We start from the raw sequence: 19828 nt of genomic DNA on the forward strand, positions 1-19828 counted from the left end.
CGGTCGGGACGTGCTGTTACAATGCCCGCCTCTGCGAAACTCCAGTACTAGATCAGGAGCACACCGGTGCCTGTCGTTTTTGTTGCCGCTTCCAAGCTGCCAACGCCCTTTGCGCAATTCACCATGCATGGTTTTCTCGATGAAGCCACCGGCCGCGAGCACGTCGTGCTCAGCCTGGGTGATTTCGCCGACGGTTCTGCGGTGCTGGGCCGCCTGCATTCCGAATGCCTGACCGGTGATGCCCTGTTCAGCCAGCGCTGCGATTGCGGTTCGCAACTCGAGGCCGCGCTGCAGGCCATCGCCCGTGAAGGCCGTGGCGTGTTGCTGTACCTGCGCCAGGAAGGCCGTGGCATTGGCCTGTTGAACAAGATCCGCGCCTATGAACTGCAAGATGGCGGCGCCGATACAGTGGAAGCCAACGAGCGCCTGGGCTTTGCCGCCGACCTGCGCGACTACAGCATCTGCCTGCCGATGCTGGAGCATCTGGGCGTGAAGTCGCTGCGCTTGATGACCAACAACCCACGCAAGGTCAAGGCGTTGACCGACATGGGCATCGTGGTGGCCGAGCGTGTGCCGCTGCACACCGGTCACAACCCCCACAACAAACTCTACCTGGCAACCAAGGCCAGCAAGCTCGACCACATGATGGGCAACGAGCACCAAGGCGAGGTTGACCGGGCGTGACGCGCGGTCAGGTTCGGCGGCGGCTGTCGGTCAGTTGGTGGAAATACCTGGCCCTGGCCTTGCTGCCACTGTTTGTGATCAATGCGGTGTTCGGCCAGGGCGAAGCGATTCTGCCGGTGCTGGCGATGCCGTTGTTCATTGCCGGCCTGGCGTCGATGTTTGTCAGCCTGCGATTCTTCGGGCCGTATAAACAGGCCCTGGTCGCCACCCAGAAAGCCCTCGACACACCCGAAGAGCCCCAGGCCTGGATCGACCTGGCGGCCCGTCGCCGCGCCGCCTTCCTGGTGGCCGGGTTGCCGGCCTGGATCGGCGCCCTGGCGGTGTTCGTGGGCCTGGAAGCCGTGCCGTTGATGCTGCTGGCCTTGTCGACCGCCGTGTTGTTCTACCTGTACCGCATCCCGCGTCAACTCGGCTGATGAGCCGCTGGCTGGCGGTCTTGCTGCTGGCCCTCAGCGCCTCGACGATGGCGGCCTCGCGGGTCGTCAGCCTGGCGCCGTCGCTGTCGGAAATCGTCGTTGAACTGGGCTCCGCCGACCTGTTGGTGGGCGTGCTGGATGGCGGGGATCGCCCGCCGGCGCTCAGGGACGTGCCCTCGGTAGGCCGTTACGGGCAACTGGACATGGAGCGCTTGCTCAGCCTCAAGCCCGATCTGCTCCTGCTCTGGCCTGGCAGTGTCGGCCCGGCCCAGCGCGAGCAGCTCAAGGGCCTGGGCATCCTCATCCATGTCGCCGAGCCCCGCAGCCTCGACCAACTCATCACGCAAATCGAAGCCATCGCCAAGCAGCTCGGCCGCCCGGAGCGGGGCGTGCAGCGGGCGGCGCAGTTGCGCGTGCGTCTCGAGGCGCTACGCCAGCGCTATCGACGGGACCCGCCGTTGCCGGTGTTCTATCAGGTCTGGGACCGGCCGCTGTACACCGTTGGTGGTGGGCAGATCATCAGTGATGCGCTGAGCGTGTGCGGTGCCCACAACGTTTTTGCCGACCTGAGCCTGCCGGCGCCACAGGTGAGTGTGGAAGCGGTGCTGCAACGTAGTCCGCAAGTCATCCTGGCCACGGAACAGACGCAGCTCGATGCCTGGAAAACCTGGCCGGTGGCGCAGGGGCGGTTGTTGGTCAATGACAAAGGCCTGGAACGGCCCAGTGGGCAGATGATCGAGGCGACGGCGCGGCTATGTGAGTTGATTGCGCCAGACCGATAGACTGCGGCGCCTGTAATCGCGAGCAAGCTCGCTCCCACAGGGGCTCCACAACAGGTTAACTGTGGGAGCGAGCTTGCTCGCGATGAGGCCAGCCCAGACACCACAGTTCCTGGATCAGAGTTCCGGGGTCCAAGTCACCCCAAACAACCACGCCCGACCTTCCTCCCGATACCCATACTGCCCCCCATCATGGCTATACAGCGCCCGGCTGTAGCCCTTGTCCAGCAGGTTATCCACCTTCATCTCCAGCTTCACCTCCCGGGTCAGCGCCCAACTGCCGCGCAACCCGAGCAGGACATAGCCGCCCAGGGCGTTGCGGTTGTCTTCATCGTCATAGCTGCCGCTCACCGCTTGCCAGGTGGCGCCCAGGCCGAGGCGGTCGAATTGCCGGTCCAGGTCCAGGCTCAAGGTCCGCCGGGCGCGGCGGGCCAGGGTGTGACCGCTGTCGCGGTCGCGCGGGTCGATGATGGCCAGGGCCAGATTGCCCTGCCAGCCGAAGACATCCTGCAGGTAGGCCATTTCAAAGCCGTCGATCCGCGCCGAGGCGACGTTCTGCGGGCGTGAGTCGCGGCCAAAAATGATCGCGTCTTCCAGGTCGGTGCGGTACAGCGAGGTTTCCAGGCGGGCGCTGTCGCTCAGTTGGCTGCGCCACTGCAGCTCGTAGCTCTTGGCCGTCTCGGGCTTCAGGTCGGGGTTGCTGAAGTCTGGGTAGTACAGGTCGTTGAAGGTCGGCGCGCGGAAGCTCTCACTGTAGGTCAGCAACAGGTCGTTGGCCGGATTGACCGGCACGGTGAGGGTGCCGCTCCAACTGTTCTGGCCGCCCAACTGTTGGTTCTGGTCGCGACGCAGGCCCAGTTCCGTCGAGAACGTTTCGGCCTGGAAGCGGTGCTGGATGAACGCTGCACGGTTCCAGCGGCTGTCCTCGTCGAACGGTGTGCTGCTGTTGACCCGGTCCTGATACCAGTCGCCGCCGACGATCAGGCTGTTGCGCTCGTCCAGCGTCACATCGTTCTGCCAGGTCACCGAATCGCGGTAGGTATTGAAGACTTCGCGGACATCGCTGAGCTTGTCGAAGGTCTTTTCGCGGTTCTCGCTGTGGCCCAGTTCCAGGCGGGATTTCCAGGCGTCGTTGATGCGCCCGTCCACATAGGTGCTGAAGCTGCTCACCGCGAACTCGCTGTAGGGTTGCTGGGGCAAGGACTCGAAAGTGCTCGGGTCGAAGCGGCCGAACGGGTTGTCGTATTCGCTTTTGCCGCGGTTATCCAGCAGGTTCAGGCCAACTTCCAGGTCATCGCTGGCCGCATGGCTCAGGCTCAGGCTGAAGGACTGGTTGCGGTTGGCATCGTCGTCGCGGTCGCTGGCGTAGGACTCGTGGGTCCGGTTGCTGCCAGCGCTGTCGTCGAGGCTGGCACCGAGGTTGAAACGGGTCTGCTCGTCGCCGCCGGACAGGCCCAGGCTGCGCTCCCAGGTCTGGTGGCTGCCGACCCCCACGTGCAGGCGCGGTTGCAGACCCTGGGTGTTGCCGCGCCGGGTGAAAATCTGGATCACCCCGCCCACTGCGTCGGCGCCGTAGATCACCGAACGCGAACCGCGCAGCACTTCCACGCGCTCGATCTGGTTGATGTTCAGGCGTTGCAGGTTGCTGTCACCGGAGGTGGCGTTGCCGATGCGCTGGCCGTCCACCAGCACCAGGCTCTGGGCCGATTTGGTCCCGCGAATGTAAATCCCCGGCAGGCTGCCGCGCCCACCCAGCGGCGCCACTTGGACACCCGGCACGCGGCTGAGCAAGTCCGTGACACTGGTCGGTTGCAAGCGCTCGATGTCGTCGCGGGTGAACACGGTGTTGGCGGCACTGCTGTCGTTGCGGGCCTCGACCTGGCGGTTGGCGCTGATCACGATGTCGGGCAGCTTCAAGGCCTGGTCGCGTTCGAAGGTGTCGGCCAGCAGGTCGGGGGTGGGTAGCAGAGAGAGGGTGAGGGCGAGGCGGAGTTTCATGGGGGTCCGGACATGTCTGGTCTGCACAAACCCCTTGTGGGAGCGAGCTTGCTCGCGATGGCGGAAGATCAGTCAAGTCATCCATTGGCTGACACACCGCTATCGCGAGCAAGCTCGCTCCCACAGGGGATCTGTGTTGGCTGAACTTACAGGCCCAACAACTGCAACCGCTGGCGCACCGCCGCTTCGATCCCCGCCTCGTCCAGCCCGCATTCGGCCAGCATCTGTGCCGGCTTGGCGTGTTCGACGTAGCTGTCCGGCAGGCCCAGGTGCAGCACCGACTTGAGGATGTTCTCCCGGGCCAGGAACTCGCTGACCGCCGCACCGGCACCGCCCATGATGGCGTTTTCCTCGATGGTCACCAGCAGGTCATGGCTGCCGGCCATTTCGCGCACCAGGGCTTCATCCAGGGGTTTGACGAAACGCATGTCCACCACGGTAGCGTCCAAGGTGTCGGCGACTTTCAAGGCCTCGGCCAGTTGCACGCCGAACACCAGCAGGGCGGTTTGCTTGCCCTGGCGGCGGATCACGCCCTTGCCGATCTCGATGGGTTCGAGGTCGGTCGAGAGAGTCGCGTTCGGGCCGGTGCCACGAGGGTAGCGCACCGCCGCCGGGCCATTGAACAGGTGGCCGGTGGTGAGCATCTTGCGCAGCTCGTTTTCATCGCTCGGGGTCATCACCAGCATGCCGGGGATGCAGCGCAGGAACGACAGGTCGAAGCTGCCGGCGTGGGTCGGGCCGTCTTCGCCCACCAGGCCGGCGCGGTCGATGGCGAACAGCACGTCGAGGTTCTGCACCGCCACGTCATGGATCAACTGGTCGTAGGCCCGTTGCAGGAAGGTCGAATAGATCGCCACCACCGGCTTGGCGCCTTCGCAGGCCATGCCGGCGGCGAGGGTCACGGCGTGCTGCTCGGCAATCGCCACGTCGAAATAGCGCTGCGGGTAGCGTTCGCTGAACGCCACCAGGTCCGAGCCTTCCTTCATCGCCGGGGTAATGCCCACCAGGCGTGGATCGGCGGCGGCCATGTCGCACAGCCATTGGCCGAAAACGCTGGAATACTTCGGTCCACCGGCTTTTTTCGGCGCGGCGGCCGGGGCGTCCAGGGGTTCGAGCTTGGTGATGGCGTGGTAGCCGATCGGGTCGACCTCCGCCGGAGCGAAGCCTTTGCCTTTCTTGGTGACCACGTGCAGGAACTGCGGGCCCTTGAGGTCGCGCATGTTGCGCAGGGTGGCGATCAGGGTCGGCAGGTCGTGGCCGTCGATGGGGCCGATGTAGTTCCAGCCCAGTTCTTCGAACAGCGTGCCGGGCACCAGCATGCCCTTAGCGTACTCTTCGGTACGGCGGGCGATTTCCCAGGCACCGGGCAGGCGCGACAACACCTTCTTGCTGCCTTCGCGCATGCTGGCGTAGGTGCGGCTGGAGAGGATCTTCGCCAGGTAGTTGGACAACCCACCGACATTGCGCGAGATCGACATGTCGTTGTCGTTGAGGATCACCAGCATGTTGGCGTTGACTTCCGGCGCATGGTTCAGCGCCTCGAAGGCCATGCCCGCGGTCAGTGCGCCGTCGCCGATCACGGCAATGGCCTTGCGCTCGCTGTTTTGCAGGCGGGCGGCAATCGCCATGCCCAGGGCGGCGCTGATGGAGGTGCTGGAATGGCCGACGCCAAAGGTGTCGTATTCACTCTCGGAACGGCGCGGGAAGGCGGCGATGCCGTCCTTCTGGCGCAGCGTGCCCATGCGCTCGCGACGATCGGTGAGGATCTTGTGCGGGTAGGCCTGGTGCCCGACGTCCCACACCAGCCGGTCGTCCGGGGTGTCGAACACGTAGTGCAGCGCGATCGTCAGCTCGATGACGCCCAGGCCGGCACCGAAGTGCCCACCGGTCTGGCCGACTGTATAGAGCAGTTCCAGGCGCAACTCATCGGCCAGGGTTTCCAGCTCGGCTTCACCCAGGCGACGCAGGCCGTCCGGCGTGTTGGCGCGGTCCAGCAGGGGCGTGGTCGGGCGCTTGCGGGGAATCTCTTGAAACGTCGTGGGCATCAGGCGAATCGTTATAGGTATAGAAAGAGGCGGCAGTTTACCTTATGCATCGCAAGCTGCCCACGCGTAGGCCGGAACTTGGCCGATACGCACTTATGAATGGGTTGACCCTGTATCAGCTGCGTCGTTCGACGATATAGCGCGCCAAGTCGCGCAACGGTTCGGCCGCCGCGTCAAAGGGTCGCAGCGCGGCCAAGGCCTGGTCGCGCAACTCCAGGGCGTAGACCTTGGCCGCGGCGAGGCCGAGCAGGGCCGGGTAGGTCGGCTTGTCCCGGGCGATATCGGCGCCCTGGCGTTTGCCCAGGGTCTGGGTATCGCTTTCCACGTCGAGGATGTCGTCCTGCACCTGGAACGCCAGGCCAATGGCCCGGGCGTAGGTCTGCAAGGCTTGCAACTGCTCGGGGGTGGACCGACCGCTGGCCAGGGCACCGAGTTGGACGCTGGCCTCGATCAGCGCGCCGGTCTTGTGCCGGTGCATGTATTCCAGGGCGTCCTGGTCCAGCTTCAGGCCCACCGAACCCAAGTCGATGGCCTGGCCGCCGACCATTCCAGCGGGGCCCGCCGCCAACGCCAGGGCGCTGACCATGTCCAGGCGAATCTGCGCCGGGCAGTCGCTCAGGGCCGGGTCCAGCAGGGCGCTGAACGCCAGGCTCTGCAAGCCGTCGCCGGCCAGGATCGCGCAGGCTTCGTCGAATTGCTTGTGGGTGGTCGGCTGGCCGCGGCGCAGATCGTCGTCGTCCATGGCTGGCAAGTCGTCGTGCACCAGCGAATACGCGTGGATCAGCTCCACCGCGCAGGCCGCGCCGTTGGCCTGTTCGGCCTGGCCGCCCAAGGCTTCGCACGCGGCATAGGCCAACAGCGGCCGCACACGCTTGCCGCCATTCATCACGCTGTAGCGCATGGCTTCGTACAGGCGCGCCAGTTCCGGGCTCGGGGCGCTGAACAACGTATCCAGTGCAGCATTGACCCGGGCCTGGCTGCTGGCCTGATAGGCACCGATCATTCAGGTTGTTCCGCGTCGAAAGGCTCTTCGGTCAGCTCACCGTCGCGCTCGAGCAGCAATTGCACTTTCTGCTCGGCCTGGGCCAGCGCCGCCTGGCAGTCGCGAGTCAAGCCGATACCCTGCTCGAAGGCGGTCAGCGAGTCTTCCAGCGACAATTCGCCGTTCTCCAGCCGTTCGACCAGTATTTGCAGGTCGGCCAGAGATTGTTCGAAATCCAGTGCAGCTTTTTTGCGGGCCATGGCGGCTATTCCGGTTGACTGTTAAACCGGCGCGACACTAGCAGACATGGGGTTTTGGGGCAAATCAGGGCGGGGGGATCGAAGCGGGACAACGGGCTTGCACCGACCCGCTTTTGTGGCGAGGGAGCTTGCTCCCGCTCGACTGCGCAGCAGTCGCAATCCGTTTCAAGCCCAGCAGGTAGGGGCCGCTTCGCAGCCCAGCGGGAGCAAGCTCCCTCGCCACGGGTTTGCCTCCGAAATAAACGTCAGTTTTCGTATTCGGCTCATTTCGTGAGCCGAATACGCCTGCTATTCGGCTCACGCACCTCCCAGTACGTGATTTCCCACACAGAATCGCGTGTTCCCCGATTGTGGAAAATCTGCCGAATAGCTACTCTTCGCGCCATCTACGGCCCCTTGTAACGGGGCCTCCAGACGAAACCCGAATAATGACAAGCAGCGCCGAGGAAGGGCGCCGGGTTGCGTTGTGCATGGCAGGAGGCATACGTGCGTTTTCTTTCTTTATTGATCGTATTGCTCGGTGCGCCGTTGGCGTGGGCCGAGCCTTCGGCCGAGCTGTCGGAGCCGGTCGGGGGCTGGCGCTACAGTGGCCTGCTCGATCGCACGGAAAACCCCCAGGTCGCCTATCCCACACCGCCCATCGACCGGGGCGTGCAGCGCAACCGCACGATGATCGAGGGCCGGATCAAGGACATGGGCACGGCTCGCCAGCCCCATAGCCTGGCGGTCAACGGCAATCCACTGAATCTCTATACCGACGACGAGGGCCGTTTCGCCCGGCCGTATGCGTTCGGCGCCGGTTCCAACAGCGTCGAGGTGCGCAGCTCCGAAGGCCGCTCCCTCAAGCGCGTGCAATTCTATGAAGCCAACAACCTGCGCACCCCGGCACAGATCCGCGTGGTGCTGGGCTGGGACGACCCTCAGGCCGAACTCGATCTGCATATCGTCACACCCGACGGCCAGCATGCGTTCTTCGGTCGGCCGGCGCTGACCAATGGCGGCGGCCTTGACCCGGATGGTGTCGATGGCCCCGGCCCTGAAATGTTCACCATGACCGCGCCGATGCACGGCACCTACCTGGTCTACGTGAACTATTGGGGCAACTACGGCAGCGGCGGCTACAACTTTGATGAGGCCAGCAACCAGAACGAGGTGATCACCTCGCAGATCAACCTGGTGCTCAACGAAAACACCGTCGATGAAAAACGCGAGACCTTTGTCGTGCCCCTGCGCGCCATTGGCGATCTGTTGCTGGTCAAGACTTTCAACTACTAAGTATCCGCTCCACGGATGAACAGGCCCTTGTGAATATGAGCGACAACACTGCTTCCCCGACCACGCCGACCCCTGTCGCCAAACCTGTGCGCCGCTGGCCGGCGATACTGATCGGGCTGTGCCTGGTCGCGGGTGTGGCCGCCGGGTTGGGCTGGTTCATGACCAAGCCCAAGGCGCCGCCCATGGAGTTGGCGTTGGAAAAACTCGGCCTGAGCCGCCCCGACGGATTGCTCGAGGCGCACTCCCTGAGCCAGTTGCCCAAGGACCTGTTGGCGGTGCCGTTCCTCAAGGCCACGCTCACCGAGGATTTCGTCTTCTATTACGAGGCCCACGCCGACCGCCTCGGGCTGATCGGCAGCCTGCGCCGGATCATCTACGAGCATGACCTCAAGTTGCAGGACAGCCTGATCGAAGAGCTTTTCGACCAGCCGGCCGATGTCGCGTTGTGGCGCGGTGCGGACGGTCGCCTCAAGGATTTCCTGTTGGTGATGGATCGCGGCGGCCTGGCGAAGGTGCTGGAGCCGTTGGCGAAAGTCGCACTGGATGACGCGCAACTGAGCAAGCTCAGCGACCTGAAGGTCGGCGGTGACGACGTTGCGCTCTACCAGCTCAGCTACAACGCCAGCAAATCCCTGCTCTTCGCCTCCCATGGCGACAAGCTGGTCGTGCTGTCCAATCCGACCAAGCTGTACGACCCGGCCAGCGGCTCCGCGGTTGAACCGGGCAGCGTTTCGACGACTGCCCTGGCTGCCTTGCTCAACGGCGACAAACTGTTCCCCGAAGCCTTCGGCCTGCCGCCCAAGGCGCCGGAGGTCAAGCAACGCATCTCGGTCAACGCCAGCGTGCTCGCCATGGGCTACCAGCGTTTCATCCCGAACTTCGCCGGTTTGCGTTTCGACATGGACGACAAGGGCTGGCACAGCTTCCTGGCCATGGACGAGCTGGAGAACCAGCCGGACTTCGACTTCAAGCCGATCTGGCAAGCCATGCCCATGGGCGCCAGCGCCTGCGTAGCCTTGCCCCTGGCCGCCGAGCAACAGAAACCGTTGCTGGTCAGACTCGGCGCCGACGAAAAAGCCGCCCAGGCCATGGTCGATCATGTGGCCGGCGCCGCAGGCCTGTGCTGGTACGCCGATTCGCGCCTGTACACGCCGCTGTTGGTGGCGAGCCTGAATGAAGACGATGGCAAGCTCGATGCCGACCTGGGCAACCTGTTCGGTTCGATGGTCGGCGCCTACGAAAACAATGTCGCCGAACATGCCTTCCCGGTCGTCGAGAAACAACAAGGCTCGACCCACCAGTGGCTGCGTCAGGTCAGCTCCAATTTCGGCCCCTACCTGGCCAAGGAAGCGGAGCAGCCCGAGGCGATTACCGGCAAGGCGTTCCTGCGGGTCAGCCTGGCCCGCCACGGTTCGACCTTGCTGTTCTCCCTCGATGACAAACTCGTGGACAAGGCCCTCGGCACCCTCGACAAACGCTTCCCGCCCATGGCCGACGTCGTGCCCAAGGACCTGCTGATGCCGGTCTACTTCGGCCCGGATTCCATGGCGCAACTGATGCAGCGTGAAACCCTCGACAGCTTGCCCCAGGACATGGAGCCGGTGTTCTACAACGCCGCGCAAACCTACCTGATCCCGAAACTGCGCACCCTCGGTGGCTATGGCAAGTACGCGCTGACCTTGCCTGCAGGCAGCGAGCCGGATGGCCACTGGCAGTGGCTGCCGCTGGAATGGAAAGCGCTGTGACAGCACTGATCCGCAACCCCGCGTTGACGTTGCTGCTGGCGTTGCTGCTCGGCGGGCCGGCGCTTGCCGTCGAGGCGCCGGCGCTGGATGTGCAGCAATCCCAGGTCTTTCGCGCCTGGTTCGTGCGCATTGCCCAGGAACAGCTGACCAGAGGCCCCAGCCCGCGCTGGTATCAGCAGGACTGCGCCGGGCTGGTGCGTTTCGCCGCCAACGAAGCGCTCAAGGTCCACGATGAAAAATGGCTGCGCAGCAATGGCCTGTCCAATCGCTACCTGCCACCGGAACTGCCGCTCAGCGATGCGCAACGGCGCCTCGCCCAGCAATGGCAGCAGGGCGGCGGCAAGGTCGGGCCCTACGTCAACGCCATCAAGCTGATCCAGTTCAACAGTCGCCTGGTGGGCCGCGATGTCGCCCAGGCCCGTCCCGGCGACCTGATGTTCTTCGACCAGGGCGACGACCAGCACCTCATGATCTGGATGGGCCGCTACATCGCCTATCACACCGGCACCACAACCCCTACCGACAACGGCATGCGCTCCGCAAGCCTGCAACAACTCATGAACTGGAAGGACACCCGATGGATACCCGACGCAGCCAACCCCAACTTCATCGGCGTCTATCGACTCAACTTTCTCTCCCAATGACCGGTGCCCGCATGCTGCGCTTGTGTTCAAAATTGCCCCTGCTGTTCGCCCTGTTGCTGGCACCTGTCGTGAATGCCGAAGACACGGTGGAGCCCAGCGGCTACACGCCGGTGGCCGGTGAAAGTTTCTTCCTGCTGGCCGACAGCAGCTTCGCCAGCGACGAACAGGCCATGGTTCGCCTCGAAGCGCCGGGCCGCGACTACCGTCGGTTCCGCATGGAGCCCTACGGCGGCGCCGACATCCGCGTCTATCGCATCGACAAGCCGCTGGATTTCCTCAAGCGCCAGAAGAACCTGCACCGTGTGGTCAGCGACGGCCAGTTCAAGGGCGAAGGCCTGTCGAACACCCTCGCGTACCTGTGGGACAACTGGTACCGCAAATCCCGTCGGGTGATGCAGCGGGCGTTCTCCTACGAGTCCCGCCAGCAAGTCACCGAAGAAGTGCCGGAATTGAAGATTGGCGACGCCCTGGTCGCGCCGACGCCGTATGAAGCGCCGGCACAGTTCGCCTTGATCCCGGGCTTGCCGGTGGTCAGCCAGTTCCGTTATCCGCTGTGGCAGGCCAAGCCGATCCAGCCGCCAGCCGGGGTCAACCTGGCCGGCTCCTCCAGTGAGTTCGTCAGCGTCGCGCCGGGCAATGTCTATGTGCCGCTGGGCCAGTTGAAGCCGGGCCTGTACCTGGTGGAAGCGCTGATCGGCAAATACCGCGCGACCACCATGGTCTTCGTCTCCAACACCGTGGCCGTGAGCAAGATTGCCGGCGACGAATTGCTGGTCTGGGCCGCACGCAAGCATGAAGGGCGTTCGGTGCCCAAGGTCAATGTGCTGTGGACCGACGGCCTGGGCGTGATGAGCAGCGGTGCCACCGATGAAGACGGCCTGCTGCGCCTCAAGCACGTCAGCCCGGAACGTTCGTTCGTGATCGGTGAAGACGAGGAGGGCGGGGTATTCGTCTCGGAAAACTTCTATTACGACAGCGAAATCTACGACACCAAGCTCTATGCTTTCACCGACCGGCCGCTGTACCGCCCGGGGGATTGGGTGTCGCTGAAAATCGTTGGCCGTGAGTTCAAGAACGCCCGTGATTCGGTACAGCCGACCGCCGCCGACGTGAATGTCAGCGTGCTGGACGCCACCGGCACCGCGCTGCAAACCCTGGCCCTGAAGCTGGACGCCAAGGCCGGCACCCAAGGCCGTTTCCAACTGCCGGAAAACGCCGTGGCCGGCGGTTACGAACTGCGCTTCAGCTACAAGGACCAGCTCTACAGCAGCGCCTTTCGCGTGGCCGAATACATCAAGCCGCACTTCGAGATCGCCCTGAACCTGGCCAAGCAGGATTACCGGACCGGCGAGCCGGTCAAGGGCAACCTCGTGTTGCTGTACCCGGACGGCAAGCCCGTGGTGAATGCCAAGGTGAGCCTGAGCCTGCGGGCCCAGCAACTGTCGATGGTGGATAACGAGCTGCAATACCTGGGGCAGTTCCCGGTGGAACTGACCAGCAGCGAAGTGACCACCGACGCCAAGGGCAACGCGACCCTCGACCTGCCGGCCGCCGACAAGCCGAGCCGCTACACCCTCACCGTGTTCGCCAGCGATGGTGCGGCGTATCGGGTCAAGACCACCAAGGAAATCCTCATCGACCGTGGCGCGGCGAACTTCCGCCTGAGTGCTCCCCAGCGGTTCAGCGCCGTCGGCCAGAAAGTGGCGTTCAGCTACGCCAACGAAGGCGGCAACGAGCAAGCCAAGGCCGTGACACCCGGCAGCTACGCCTGGGTGCGCCTGGAAGACCAGAGCACCGGCGAAGGCAAGCTGGCGGCCAAGGACAAGGGCTTCAGCCTGACCTTCGAGCGCCCGGGCACCTACAACCTGACGCTCAAGGACGACCATGGCCGGGTCATCGGCGCCGCCGCCCATGCGGTGACCGGTGAAGGCATCAAGGCCGTGCCGGGCACGGTCGAGATCGTCTTCGACAAACCTGAATACAAGACCGGTGACGAAGCGCTGGCGCTGATCACCTTCCCGGAACCGGTCAGCGATGCGTTGCTGTCGCTGGAGCGGGACAAGGTCGAGGCCACGGCACTGCTGTCCAAGGGCGGCGACTGGCTGAAGATGGAAAAACTCAGCGACACCCAATACCGCGCGCGCATCGCCGTGAAGGATAGCTTTGCGCCCAACCTGACCTTCTCGGTGCTGTACACCAAGGGCGGCCAGTACAGCTTCCAGAACGCCGGCATCAAGGTGGTCACGCCGCAGATCGACGTTGCCGTCGTCACCGACAAGGCGACTTACCGCCCCGGCGACACGGTGACCGTGGACCTGAGCACCCAGTTCGCCGGCAAGGCGATCCCGGCGCACCTGACGGTCAGCGTGGTGGACGAAATGGTCTATGCCCTGCAACCGGAAGTCGCGCCGACCATCGACCAGTTCTTCTATCACCCGCGCCGCAACAACGTGCGCACCAGTGCCAGCCTGTCGTTCATCAGCTACGACGTGGCGCTGCCAGGCAGCCCCGGTGCGCCGGGCAAGGCCAACCGCAGCGAACGTGGGGTCAAGGTGCTGGAGCGGCCGCGGCGTGAAGACGTCGACACCGCCGCATGGCAACCGGAGCTGGTCACCGACGCCAGCGGCAAGGCGCGCTTCACCTTCAAGATGCCGGACTCCCTGACCCGCTGGCGCATCACGGCCAAGGCGATCGCTGACGACGGCCAGGTGGGGCAGAAGAAGCAGTTCATCGCCTCGGAAAAACCGCTGTACCTGAAGTGGAGCGGCCCGACCCGTTTCCGCACGGGCGACAAGCCGCAACTGGGCCTGTTCGCGTTCAGCCAATCGGAAAAACCACTGAAGGCCGAACTGCTGATTCGTTACGCCGGTGCTGAACAGCGTGTGGTGGCGGAGCTGAAAAACGGCATCAACTACGTGGCGCTGCCAGCCATGGAGCTGAGCAGTGGCGACTTGAGCGTGCAGTTGCAGTTGAACGGCGAAACTCAGGACGCCCTGGCCATGCACTTGAACGCCATTGGCAACGGCTGGCAAGTCACCCAGAGCCAGCGCGTTGACGTGGCAGGCGCCGACACCCCGCTGACCCTGCCGGCCGACGCCAGCGATATTCGCCTGCGCCTGGATGACAGCCCGCAAGCGTTGTTCCGTTCAGCCCTGGACGACCTGCTGAGCTACCCGTACGGAGGCGTCGAGCAGACCGCCAGCCGTCTGTTGCCGTTGAGCATCGCCTATCCGACCCTGGCGTCGAACCCGCAGATCCGCGACCGCTTGCGGTTGATCATGCAAAACAGCCGCTTGCGTCTGGTGCAGATGGCCGGGCCGTCGGCGAGCTTCACCTGGTGGGGCCAGGACGGTGAGCCGGATGCCTTCCTCACCGCCTATGCCTATTACGCCGACTGGCACGCCAGCCAGGCCCTGGCCCTGAGCCTGCCGCCGGAACACTGGCAGCGGGTGCTGGAGGTCTACGCCAAGCAGGCCGGTGATACGCCGCTGCTGCAACGGGCGTTGATCCTGTCGTTCGCCAAGCAGATGCAACTGCCGGTGAACACCTTGCTCAGCGGCCTGATGGATGATCTGGCGAAGGCCAGTGAAGACAGCACCGAGAGCGTGCTGGACAGCGGCGAAGACAGCCTGGTCATGTACGCGCCGGATTCGGCCCTTGGCTTGGCCAGCGCCCGTGTCCTGACCGCGTCCCTGGCGAAACAGGCCAAGGTGCCGTTGCCGGCGGCCTTCAGCCGTCAAGCCGATGCGGCGCTACAGCAACTGGAACTCAGCTCCCAGCCATTCGTCGAGGCCCTGGTGCTGTCGTTGCAGAGCTTCGATCAGGCCCGCGCCAGTGCATTGCTGCAACGGGTGCTGCCGCAGCAGTCCACCCTGGAACGGGCCCTGGCCCTGACCTGGTTGCAGCGCAGCATCGAACAGGCAGCGCCGGCCGTGGCCTTGGCACCGGGCGAAGGCTGGGCCGCCAAGCAGGGCGCGAGCGGTGAAACCTACTGGCAGTGGCAGGGCGCGCAGCCCCCAACGATGTTGACCCTGACCAGCACCCAGGCGCGTCTGGTGCAAGCGGCATTGAGCTTCCAGAGCCAGCAACCACCGGTAGCGCCAATGGCGGTGTCCATCACCCGGCGCCTGTCGCGCCTGGTGCCAGGGGACGAGGCCTTCACCTTCAAGCTCGAAGCCGTGGGCAACAAACCGTTGTCCAGCGACAGCCTCTACCTGGATGAAGTGATCATCAACAGCAAGGCCTCGACGCCACTGCGCTACGGCATGCTCGAAGTGCCGCTGCCGCCGGGCGCCGATGTGGAGCGCACCACGTGGGGCATCCAGTTGATGGGCAAGGCCGACAGCGAACCGACGTCCCTGGAAAAGGCCCGCTTCGAGCCCGGCCAGATGGCGTATGCGGTACCGGTGGACGCCCTCAGTGGCGAGCTGCGCCTGCGGCACTTGGTGCGCTTCTCCCAGAAGGGCCAGTTCACCTTGCCACCAGTGCGCTTCACCCAGGTCTACGCGCCCCAGAATCAGGCTCGTGAACAGAAACCGGCACTTGGTCAGGTCACGGTCAACTGACATGCGCAGGCGGTGGGTTGGGTGGTTGTTGTGCTTGATCCCTGCGCTGGCAACGGCGCAGGACGAGCCGTTGCGCCTGGCCTTCGACGGTCAATTGCTGCGAGTGAGCCAGGCCCAGGTGCTGGATCGCCAGCCGCTGCCTGCTTCCTTGCAGGCGCCACTGGGCAGTCTGTGGAAACTGTTTGTCTACGCCTGGTTGGTGGACACCGACGCTCGCGAGCCGGTCTATGAGTGCCGCGGTGAGTCGAAGGAAGAGGTCTATTGCTGCAATGCCGGGCAGAGCATCGGTCGCGATCAAGCCTTGGTGAAATCCTGCGGTTTGTATTTCGAACCGCAGCGGCTTGGGCTTTCGGCCTCGAACTGGCGCGATTACTGGCAGGCCCGCCAGGCGCCGGCCTGGTTGTTGGACCTGCCGGCCTTGCAGCCCCAGACGCAGGTACCGGTCACGGAACTGCTCAAGGCCCTGGCCATGCTGCCGGCCCAGGACCAGGCCCGTCGGGTGCTGCTGGATGTGGTGCTCGGTGCGGCGGACGGGCGGCTGGTCGGCGAGTTGGGCAGTCGCCTGCGGGTCAAGACCTGGAGCTGGCTGGGTGACCAGGGGCCTTCCTCCCGACAGGGCGGTTTCGCCGGTTGGCTGGCCGACGGCACCCCGGTGTGGGCCGGGGGCCGTGGCACCAGCCAGCAAGTCCTGAAGCTCTACGGCGAAGGTTTGGCGGCGGCATTGCCGTCCCGCTGGCCGGCGGAAACCGGGCGCTGCGTGGAAGTCGGCCTGTTTGCCCGCTATCCCTGGCAGCGGGTGATGGCCGGTGACCGGCCTGCTGCGCCGGGTCAATTGCGCGGTGATTACCGGGTCGAATTCACCAACGGCAACCAATTGGACATCCACAGCGATGGCGAGCTGTTCCTGATGCCCGGCAAGCTGGTGGCGCGCCTGGACCGGGAGGAATACGTCGCCCGGGTCCTGCAGCGCGAAGCCAAGGCCGAGCCCGTCGAAGCCGCCAAGGCACTGGCCGTGGCGATCCGCACCTATCTGCTGCAGAACGCCCAACGCAATGGCGATTGCTTGAGCATCGACGACAGCAGCCATCGCCAGCGCGTCGCGCCACGCCCGGCGGCGCCTGAAGCCCGCGCCATTGCCGCCTGGACCAGCGACCTGGTCCTGGCCGGCACCGACGTCACCTACCACTCCGACCAGCCCGGCCCGGACAAGCTGTCCTGGGCGCAAGCCGTAGAACAAGCCAACGCCGGCCAACGCTACGACGCCATCCTGCTGCACGCCTACCCGCGTGCCAGCCTCAGCCGTTGGGACAATCCGGTGGCGTCCTGCGAGGCGCTGCCCGCCGCCCAGGACTGGCTGCTCAAGCAGCGCCGGGGCTGGCGTGAGCGGCTGGAAGGTGAAGTGGGCTACAACGAAATCAGCACTTTCGCCGTCTGCCGCGTTGCCTTTGGCCGGCCTTATGTCGACCGCGAGCGCCAGCGCATCTATGTGCGCGGCGTGCTGTCGCTGCAAGACCGTCTCGACCTGACCCATGAATATCTGCACCTGGCCTTCGAAGCTCACCCCAACGGCCAGGACGAAACCTATATCGAAGGGCTCGCCCGTCACCTCTTGCTGGAATAGACCATGACACTCCGTTATCCACAGGTCTTGCTGTTGCTCTGCGCCCTGACCGCGTTGCCTCCGGCCATGGCCGCTGACGCCATCAAGCTCGACACCCCCATTGGCGGTTGGCGCAGCGGGGCGCCGGGAGGTGAAGGCGAAAGCTTCAGCCAGACCGTCAACTACCCGGCCTCGTCGGTCAACACGCCCCCAGGCCAGGCCAACACCGCCCGCATTACCGGGCAGATCAAAGGCGCGCCCAAGGACAGCAATGCGCCGGGCCAGTTGATCGTCAACGGCGTCAGCCTGCCGCTGAAGCTGGATGAGGAAGGTCGCTTCGACCGGCCATTCTCGTTCCCCAACGGCAGCAACAGCGTGGAAGTGCGCAGCGCCGATGGTCAGCAACGCCACCGCACGCAATTTCTCAACACCAGCGGCGGCGCCACGCCGGCCAAGCTGCGGGTGTTGCTGACCTGGGACAGCGACGGCACCGACCTGGACCTGCACCTGGTCACCCCCGATGGCGCCCACATCTGGTACGGCGACCGCGCCGCTGCCAACGGCGCCGCCCTCGACGTCGACGTCACCACCGGCTACGGCCCGGAAATCTTCGCCATGCCCGCGCCGATCAAAGGCCAGTACCTGGTGTATGTGAACTACTACGGCGGCGGTTATCGCAGTGAAGAGGACGGCGAAGAGGGTGAGGGTGGTGGAGAGCAAGCGCAACAAGCCCTGACCACCGCACAGGTCACCGTGATCACGGAGGAAGGCACGCCGAACGAGAAGATGGAAACCTTCGTCGTGCCGATGCGGGCGGTGGGCGAGCTGACGCTGGTCAAGAGCTTCAGTTACCCATAAGGCACACCGGGATCTCTTGTGGCGAGGGAGCTTGCTCCCGCTGGGCTGCGAAGCGGCCCCCATCGAGGCTGACTGCATTTTTTAACTGACACACCGTAGCGCCTGGCTTAGGGCTGCTTCGCACCCCAGCGGGAGCAAGCTCCCTCGCCACAAAGGCAGTCGGTAAGCGGGCCTCTACAGGGTTCATCTGCCATTTGTGACAGATAAAAATCTCACGCGTGAGCTATTGTGGGCTTTTGAAACTACCTGTAGTGTTTCTCACGCGTGAGTTTTTCACAGTGGGGTCAGTACCATGCCAATCAGCGCTCCATCAGATCCGCCTGACGGGTCTGTGACCGATTCAGCGAGCCGCACGGGAGAGCGCGCCAAACCCTCCGCGAAAAAACCGTCGAGCTTCTACATGAAGCAGATGCGTGCGGGCCTGAGTGCCGCCGGGTATGTGAAACACGAGACTTGGGTGCTTCCCGAAAACCGAAGCCTGCTCAAGCAAATGGAGAAACAGCTACGCCAACCGATTCTGGCTGGCTCATTCATGTCGGAGGATTACATGAGCGCAGGTAATAACTGGAACATCGATCGCCTCTACAGCGCCCTTCAGGCCCTGGACGAAGTGGTCGCGAACGACATCACTCTCTCCCTCGTCCAAGGCTCCGAGTCCAGCATCAAGCTGGAAATGAATGACTTTGGTGGCTTGCCGATCTACATCGCAGTCGTGGGCGACCAGATCATCGTCGATACCGTCCTGGTGGATGTCGAGTCGATCAGCGACGTGGCGGCCTTCAACGACGCCGTGTTGCGCAGCCGGGAAATGTTCCCGCTGTCGTCCATCGGCATCGAGACCATGCCCAACGGACAGGTCGTCTACAACATGTTCGGCGCGCTGAGCTCCGACTCCAGCCTGACCAACGTCGTCACCGAGGTCAAAACCCTCGTCGACAACGTCCAGCGCGCCAGCGAAGCGTTCGAACGCTTCTTCATCTAATTCGCCGAACAGGAACCATCCAATGACTCAGTCCATCTGGAGCAAGTTGTTCACCGCACTGCGTGGCGGTGCCAACGAAGTCGGCGAATCGATCGTCGACCAACAGGCCTTGCGCATCCTCGACCAGGAAATCCGCGATGCCGACAGCGCGCTGGCCAATGCCAAGCGTGAGCTGGTCACCATCATGGCCAAGCACAAGCTGGCGACCGATCGCGTCGGCGAATACAACGCCAAGATCAAGGACCTGGAAGCCAAGGCCCTGGCCGCGATCCAGGCCAACCGCGAAGACCTGGCGCTGGAAGTGGCCGAAGCCATTTCGACCCTGACCAACGAACTGGACGCCGAGCAAAAGCACGCGACCGAATTCGGCGGCTACGCGGACAACATGCGCAAGGACATCACCAAGGCCGAAAGCCGCATCAAGAGCCTGCGTCAGCAAGTGGACATGGCCAAGGCCCGCGAAAGCGTGCAGAAGGCCCAGGTCAGTGCCTCGATCGCCAGCGGTGGCGCCAATGGCAAGCTGGAAACCGCCGTCGGTACGCTCAACCGCCTGCAGGCCAAGCAACAGCAACGTGCCGCTGAACTGCAGGCCCAGGACGAACTGGCCGAAGCTTCGACCGGCTCCGACCTGGAACGCAAGCTGCGCGATGCCGGCATCACGCCGAACGAAGGCAGCGCCAATGCGATCCTGGAACGCCTGAAGAAAAAATCGGCTGAGTGATCTGTTCGGGCTGAACAATCAAGGCAGGCCGAGCACAAAACCTGTGGCGAGGGAGCTTGCTCCCGCTGGACTGCGCAGCAGTCCCATTCCTTGGGGCCGCTTCGCGCCCCAGCGGGAGCAAGCGCCCTCGCCACAATAGTGTCCGGCGCTCCTGGATTTAATTGTGACGCAGGTACTTTTATCCAAGCGCCGCAACAGGTTTAATGCTGTCCGGCCACTACGTTCGAGCGCTCACACGCCAGAGCGATGATCCCGCCAGGAACGAAGCCCCACG

At 64.2% G+C, this 19828-nt stretch carries 15 protein-coding genes; 11 read left to right on the forward strand and 4 right to left on the reverse strand.

Annotation, left to right across the window (positions count from 1 at the left end):
• The first annotated feature begins 66 nt into the window (after window positions 1–66).
• The 3 genes from ribA to J4E63_RS00450 are packed head-to-tail and all read left to right on the forward strand — an operon-like array spanning window position 67 to window position 1882.
• Entirely contained in the window at window positions 67–684 is a 618-nt protein-coding gene (gene ribA, locus J4E63_RS00440) for a GTP cyclohydrolase II (protein ID WP_092204490.1), read from the forward strand.
• Window positions 681–1100, forward strand: a complete 420-nt coding sequence (locus J4E63_RS00445) for a hypothetical protein (protein ID WP_060740421.1) — start codon at window positions 681–683, stop codon at window positions 1098–1100. The genes ribA and J4E63_RS00445 overlap by 4 nt, the downstream gene beginning before the upstream one ends.
• Window positions 1100–1882, forward strand: coding sequence for a cobalamin-binding protein (locus J4E63_RS00450; protein ID WP_404943320.1), 783 nt, complete (start codon window positions 1100–1102; stop codon window positions 1880–1882). The genes J4E63_RS00445 and J4E63_RS00450 overlap by 1 nt, the downstream gene beginning before the upstream one ends.
• Window positions 1883–1996: 114 nt before the next feature.
• Here J4E63_RS00450 and J4E63_RS00455 read toward each other — a convergent pair whose 3' ends face one another.
• From J4E63_RS00455 to J4E63_RS00470, 4 genes are all read right to left on the reverse strand, one after another.
• Window positions 1997–3877 (reverse strand): TonB-dependent siderophore receptor, encoded by a 1881-nt coding sequence (locus J4E63_RS00455; RefSeq protein WP_207280648.1) that lies wholly within the window; start codon window positions 3875–3877, stop codon window positions 1997–1999.
• Window positions 3878–4023: 146 nt separating this feature from the next.
• Window positions 4024–5922 carry a 1-deoxy-D-xylulose-5-phosphate synthase gene (dxs, locus tag J4E63_RS00460; protein ID WP_207280649.1) on the reverse strand — a complete coding sequence of 633 codons (1899 nt, stop codon included), beginning with the start codon at window positions 5920–5922 and terminating at the stop codon, window positions 4024–4026.
• A 115-nt stretch (window positions 5923–6037) separates the two neighbouring features.
• On the reverse strand, window positions 6038–6925 hold the full coding sequence (locus J4E63_RS00465; protein WP_103309257.1) for a polyprenyl synthetase family protein: 888 nt from the start codon (window positions 6923–6925) through the stop codon (window positions 6038–6040).
• Window positions 6922–7164 (reverse strand): exodeoxyribonuclease VII small subunit, encoded by a 243-nt coding sequence (locus tag J4E63_RS00470; protein WP_060740426.1) that lies wholly within the window; start codon window positions 7162–7164, stop codon window positions 6922–6924. Before J4E63_RS00470 ends, J4E63_RS00465 begins: the two co-directional genes overlap by 4 nt.
• Before the next feature lie 486 nt (window positions 7165–7650).
• Between J4E63_RS00470 and J4E63_RS00475 the strand changes: the two genes are divergently transcribed.
• The 8 genes from J4E63_RS00475 to J4E63_RS00510 all read left to right on the forward strand — a co-directional run bounded on the left by J4E63_RS00475 (window position 7651) and on the right by J4E63_RS00510 (window position 19554).
• Window positions 7651–8439 carry a YfaP family protein gene (locus J4E63_RS00475; protein WP_060740427.1) on the forward strand — a complete coding sequence of 263 codons (789 nt, stop codon included), beginning with the start codon at window positions 7651–7653 and terminating at the stop codon, window positions 8437–8439.
• Window positions 8440–8474: 35 nt separating this feature from the next.
• Complete coding sequence (locus tag J4E63_RS00480; RefSeq protein ID WP_207280650.1) at window positions 8475–10184, forward strand: DUF2138 domain-containing protein; 1710 nt, start codon at window positions 8475–8477, stop codon at window positions 10182–10184.
• A complete protein-coding gene (locus tag J4E63_RS00485) occupies window positions 10169–10828 on the forward strand; it encodes a DUF1175 domain-containing protein (RefSeq protein ID WP_092172828.1) in 660 nt (219 codons plus the stop codon). Before J4E63_RS00480 ends, J4E63_RS00485 begins: the two co-directional genes overlap by 16 nt.
• Window positions 10825–15393 (forward strand): alpha-2-macroglobulin, encoded by a 4569-nt coding sequence (locus J4E63_RS00490; RefSeq protein ID WP_207280652.1) that lies wholly within the window; start codon window positions 10825–10827, stop codon window positions 15391–15393. The genes J4E63_RS00485 and J4E63_RS00490 overlap by 4 nt, the downstream gene beginning before the upstream one ends.
• 1 nt (window position 15394) lies before the next feature.
• Complete coding sequence (locus J4E63_RS00495; RefSeq protein WP_207280653.1) at window positions 15395–17014, forward strand: DUF2300 domain-containing protein; 1620 nt, start codon at window positions 15395–15397, stop codon at window positions 17012–17014.
• A 3-nt stretch (window positions 17015–17017) separates the two neighbouring features.
• Window positions 17018–17851 (forward strand): YfaP family protein, encoded by an 834-nt coding sequence (locus tag J4E63_RS00500; protein ID WP_207280654.1) that lies wholly within the window; start codon window positions 17018–17020, stop codon window positions 17849–17851.
• Window positions 17852–18251: 400 nt separating this feature from the next.
• Entirely contained in the window at window positions 18252–18833 is a 582-nt protein-coding gene (locus J4E63_RS00505) for a YjfI family protein (protein WP_003205989.1), read from the forward strand.
• Window positions 18834–18855: 22 nt separating this feature from the next.
• Window positions 18856–19554 carry a PspA/IM30 family protein gene (locus J4E63_RS00510; RefSeq protein WP_003185899.1) on the forward strand — a complete coding sequence of 233 codons (699 nt, stop codon included), beginning with the start codon at window positions 18856–18858 and terminating at the stop codon, window positions 19552–19554.
• The last annotated feature ends 274 nt before the right edge of the window (window positions 19555–19828 follow it).

Origin of the sequence: Pseudomonas sp. FW300-N2F2 (assembly GCF_017351655.1) — a bacterium.
In the GTDB taxonomy this organism is placed as follows: domain Bacteria; phylum Pseudomonadota; class Gammaproteobacteria; order Pseudomonadales; family Pseudomonadaceae; genus Aquipseudomonas; species Aquipseudomonas fluorescens_AA.

What these genes read in the sequence shown, in the direction of transcription:
- J4E63_RS00450 (WP_404943320.1), top strand. Translation starts at nt 1,100, where the DNA reads ATGAGCCGCTGGCTGGCGGTCTTGCTGCTGGCCCTCAGCGCCTCGACG.
- J4E63_RS00455 (WP_207280648.1), bottom strand. Translation starts at nt 3,877, where the DNA reads ATGAAACTCCGCCTCGCCCTCACCCTCTCTCTGCTACCCACCCCCGAC.
- dxs (WP_207280649.1), bottom strand. Translation starts at nt 5,922, where the DNA reads ATGCCCACGACGTTTCAAGAGATTCCCCGCAAGCGCCCGACCACGCCC.
- J4E63_RS00465 (WP_103309257.1), bottom strand. Translation starts at nt 6,925, where the DNA reads ATGATCGGTGCCTATCAGGCCAGCAGCCAGGCCCGGGTCAATGCTGCA.
- J4E63_RS00470 (WP_060740426.1), bottom strand. Translation starts at nt 7,164, where the DNA reads ATGGCCCGCAAAAAAGCTGCACTGGATTTCGAACAATCTCTGGCCGAC.
- J4E63_RS00480 (WP_207280650.1), top strand. Translation starts at nt 8,475, where the DNA reads ATGAGCGACAACACTGCTTCCCCGACCACGCCGACCCCTGTCGCCAAA.
- J4E63_RS00485 (WP_092172828.1), top strand. Translation starts at nt 10,169, where the DNA reads ATGGAAAGCGCTGTGACAGCACTGATCCGCAACCCCGCGTTGACGTTG.
- J4E63_RS00490 (WP_207280652.1), top strand. Translation starts at nt 10,825, where the DNA reads ATGACCGGTGCCCGCATGCTGCGCTTGTGTTCAAAATTGCCCCTGCTG.
- J4E63_RS00495 (WP_207280653.1), top strand. Translation starts at nt 15,395, where the DNA reads ATGCGCAGGCGGTGGGTTGGGTGGTTGTTGTGCTTGATCCCTGCGCTG.
- J4E63_RS00500 (WP_207280654.1), top strand. Translation starts at nt 17,018, where the DNA reads ATGACACTCCGTTATCCACAGGTCTTGCTGTTGCTCTGCGCCCTGACC.
- J4E63_RS00505 (WP_003205989.1), top strand. Translation starts at nt 18,252, where the DNA reads ATGAAGCAGATGCGTGCGGGCCTGAGTGCCGCCGGGTATGTGAAACAC.
- J4E63_RS00510 (WP_003185899.1), top strand. Translation starts at nt 18,856, where the DNA reads ATGACTCAGTCCATCTGGAGCAAGTTGTTCACCGCACTGCGTGGCGGT.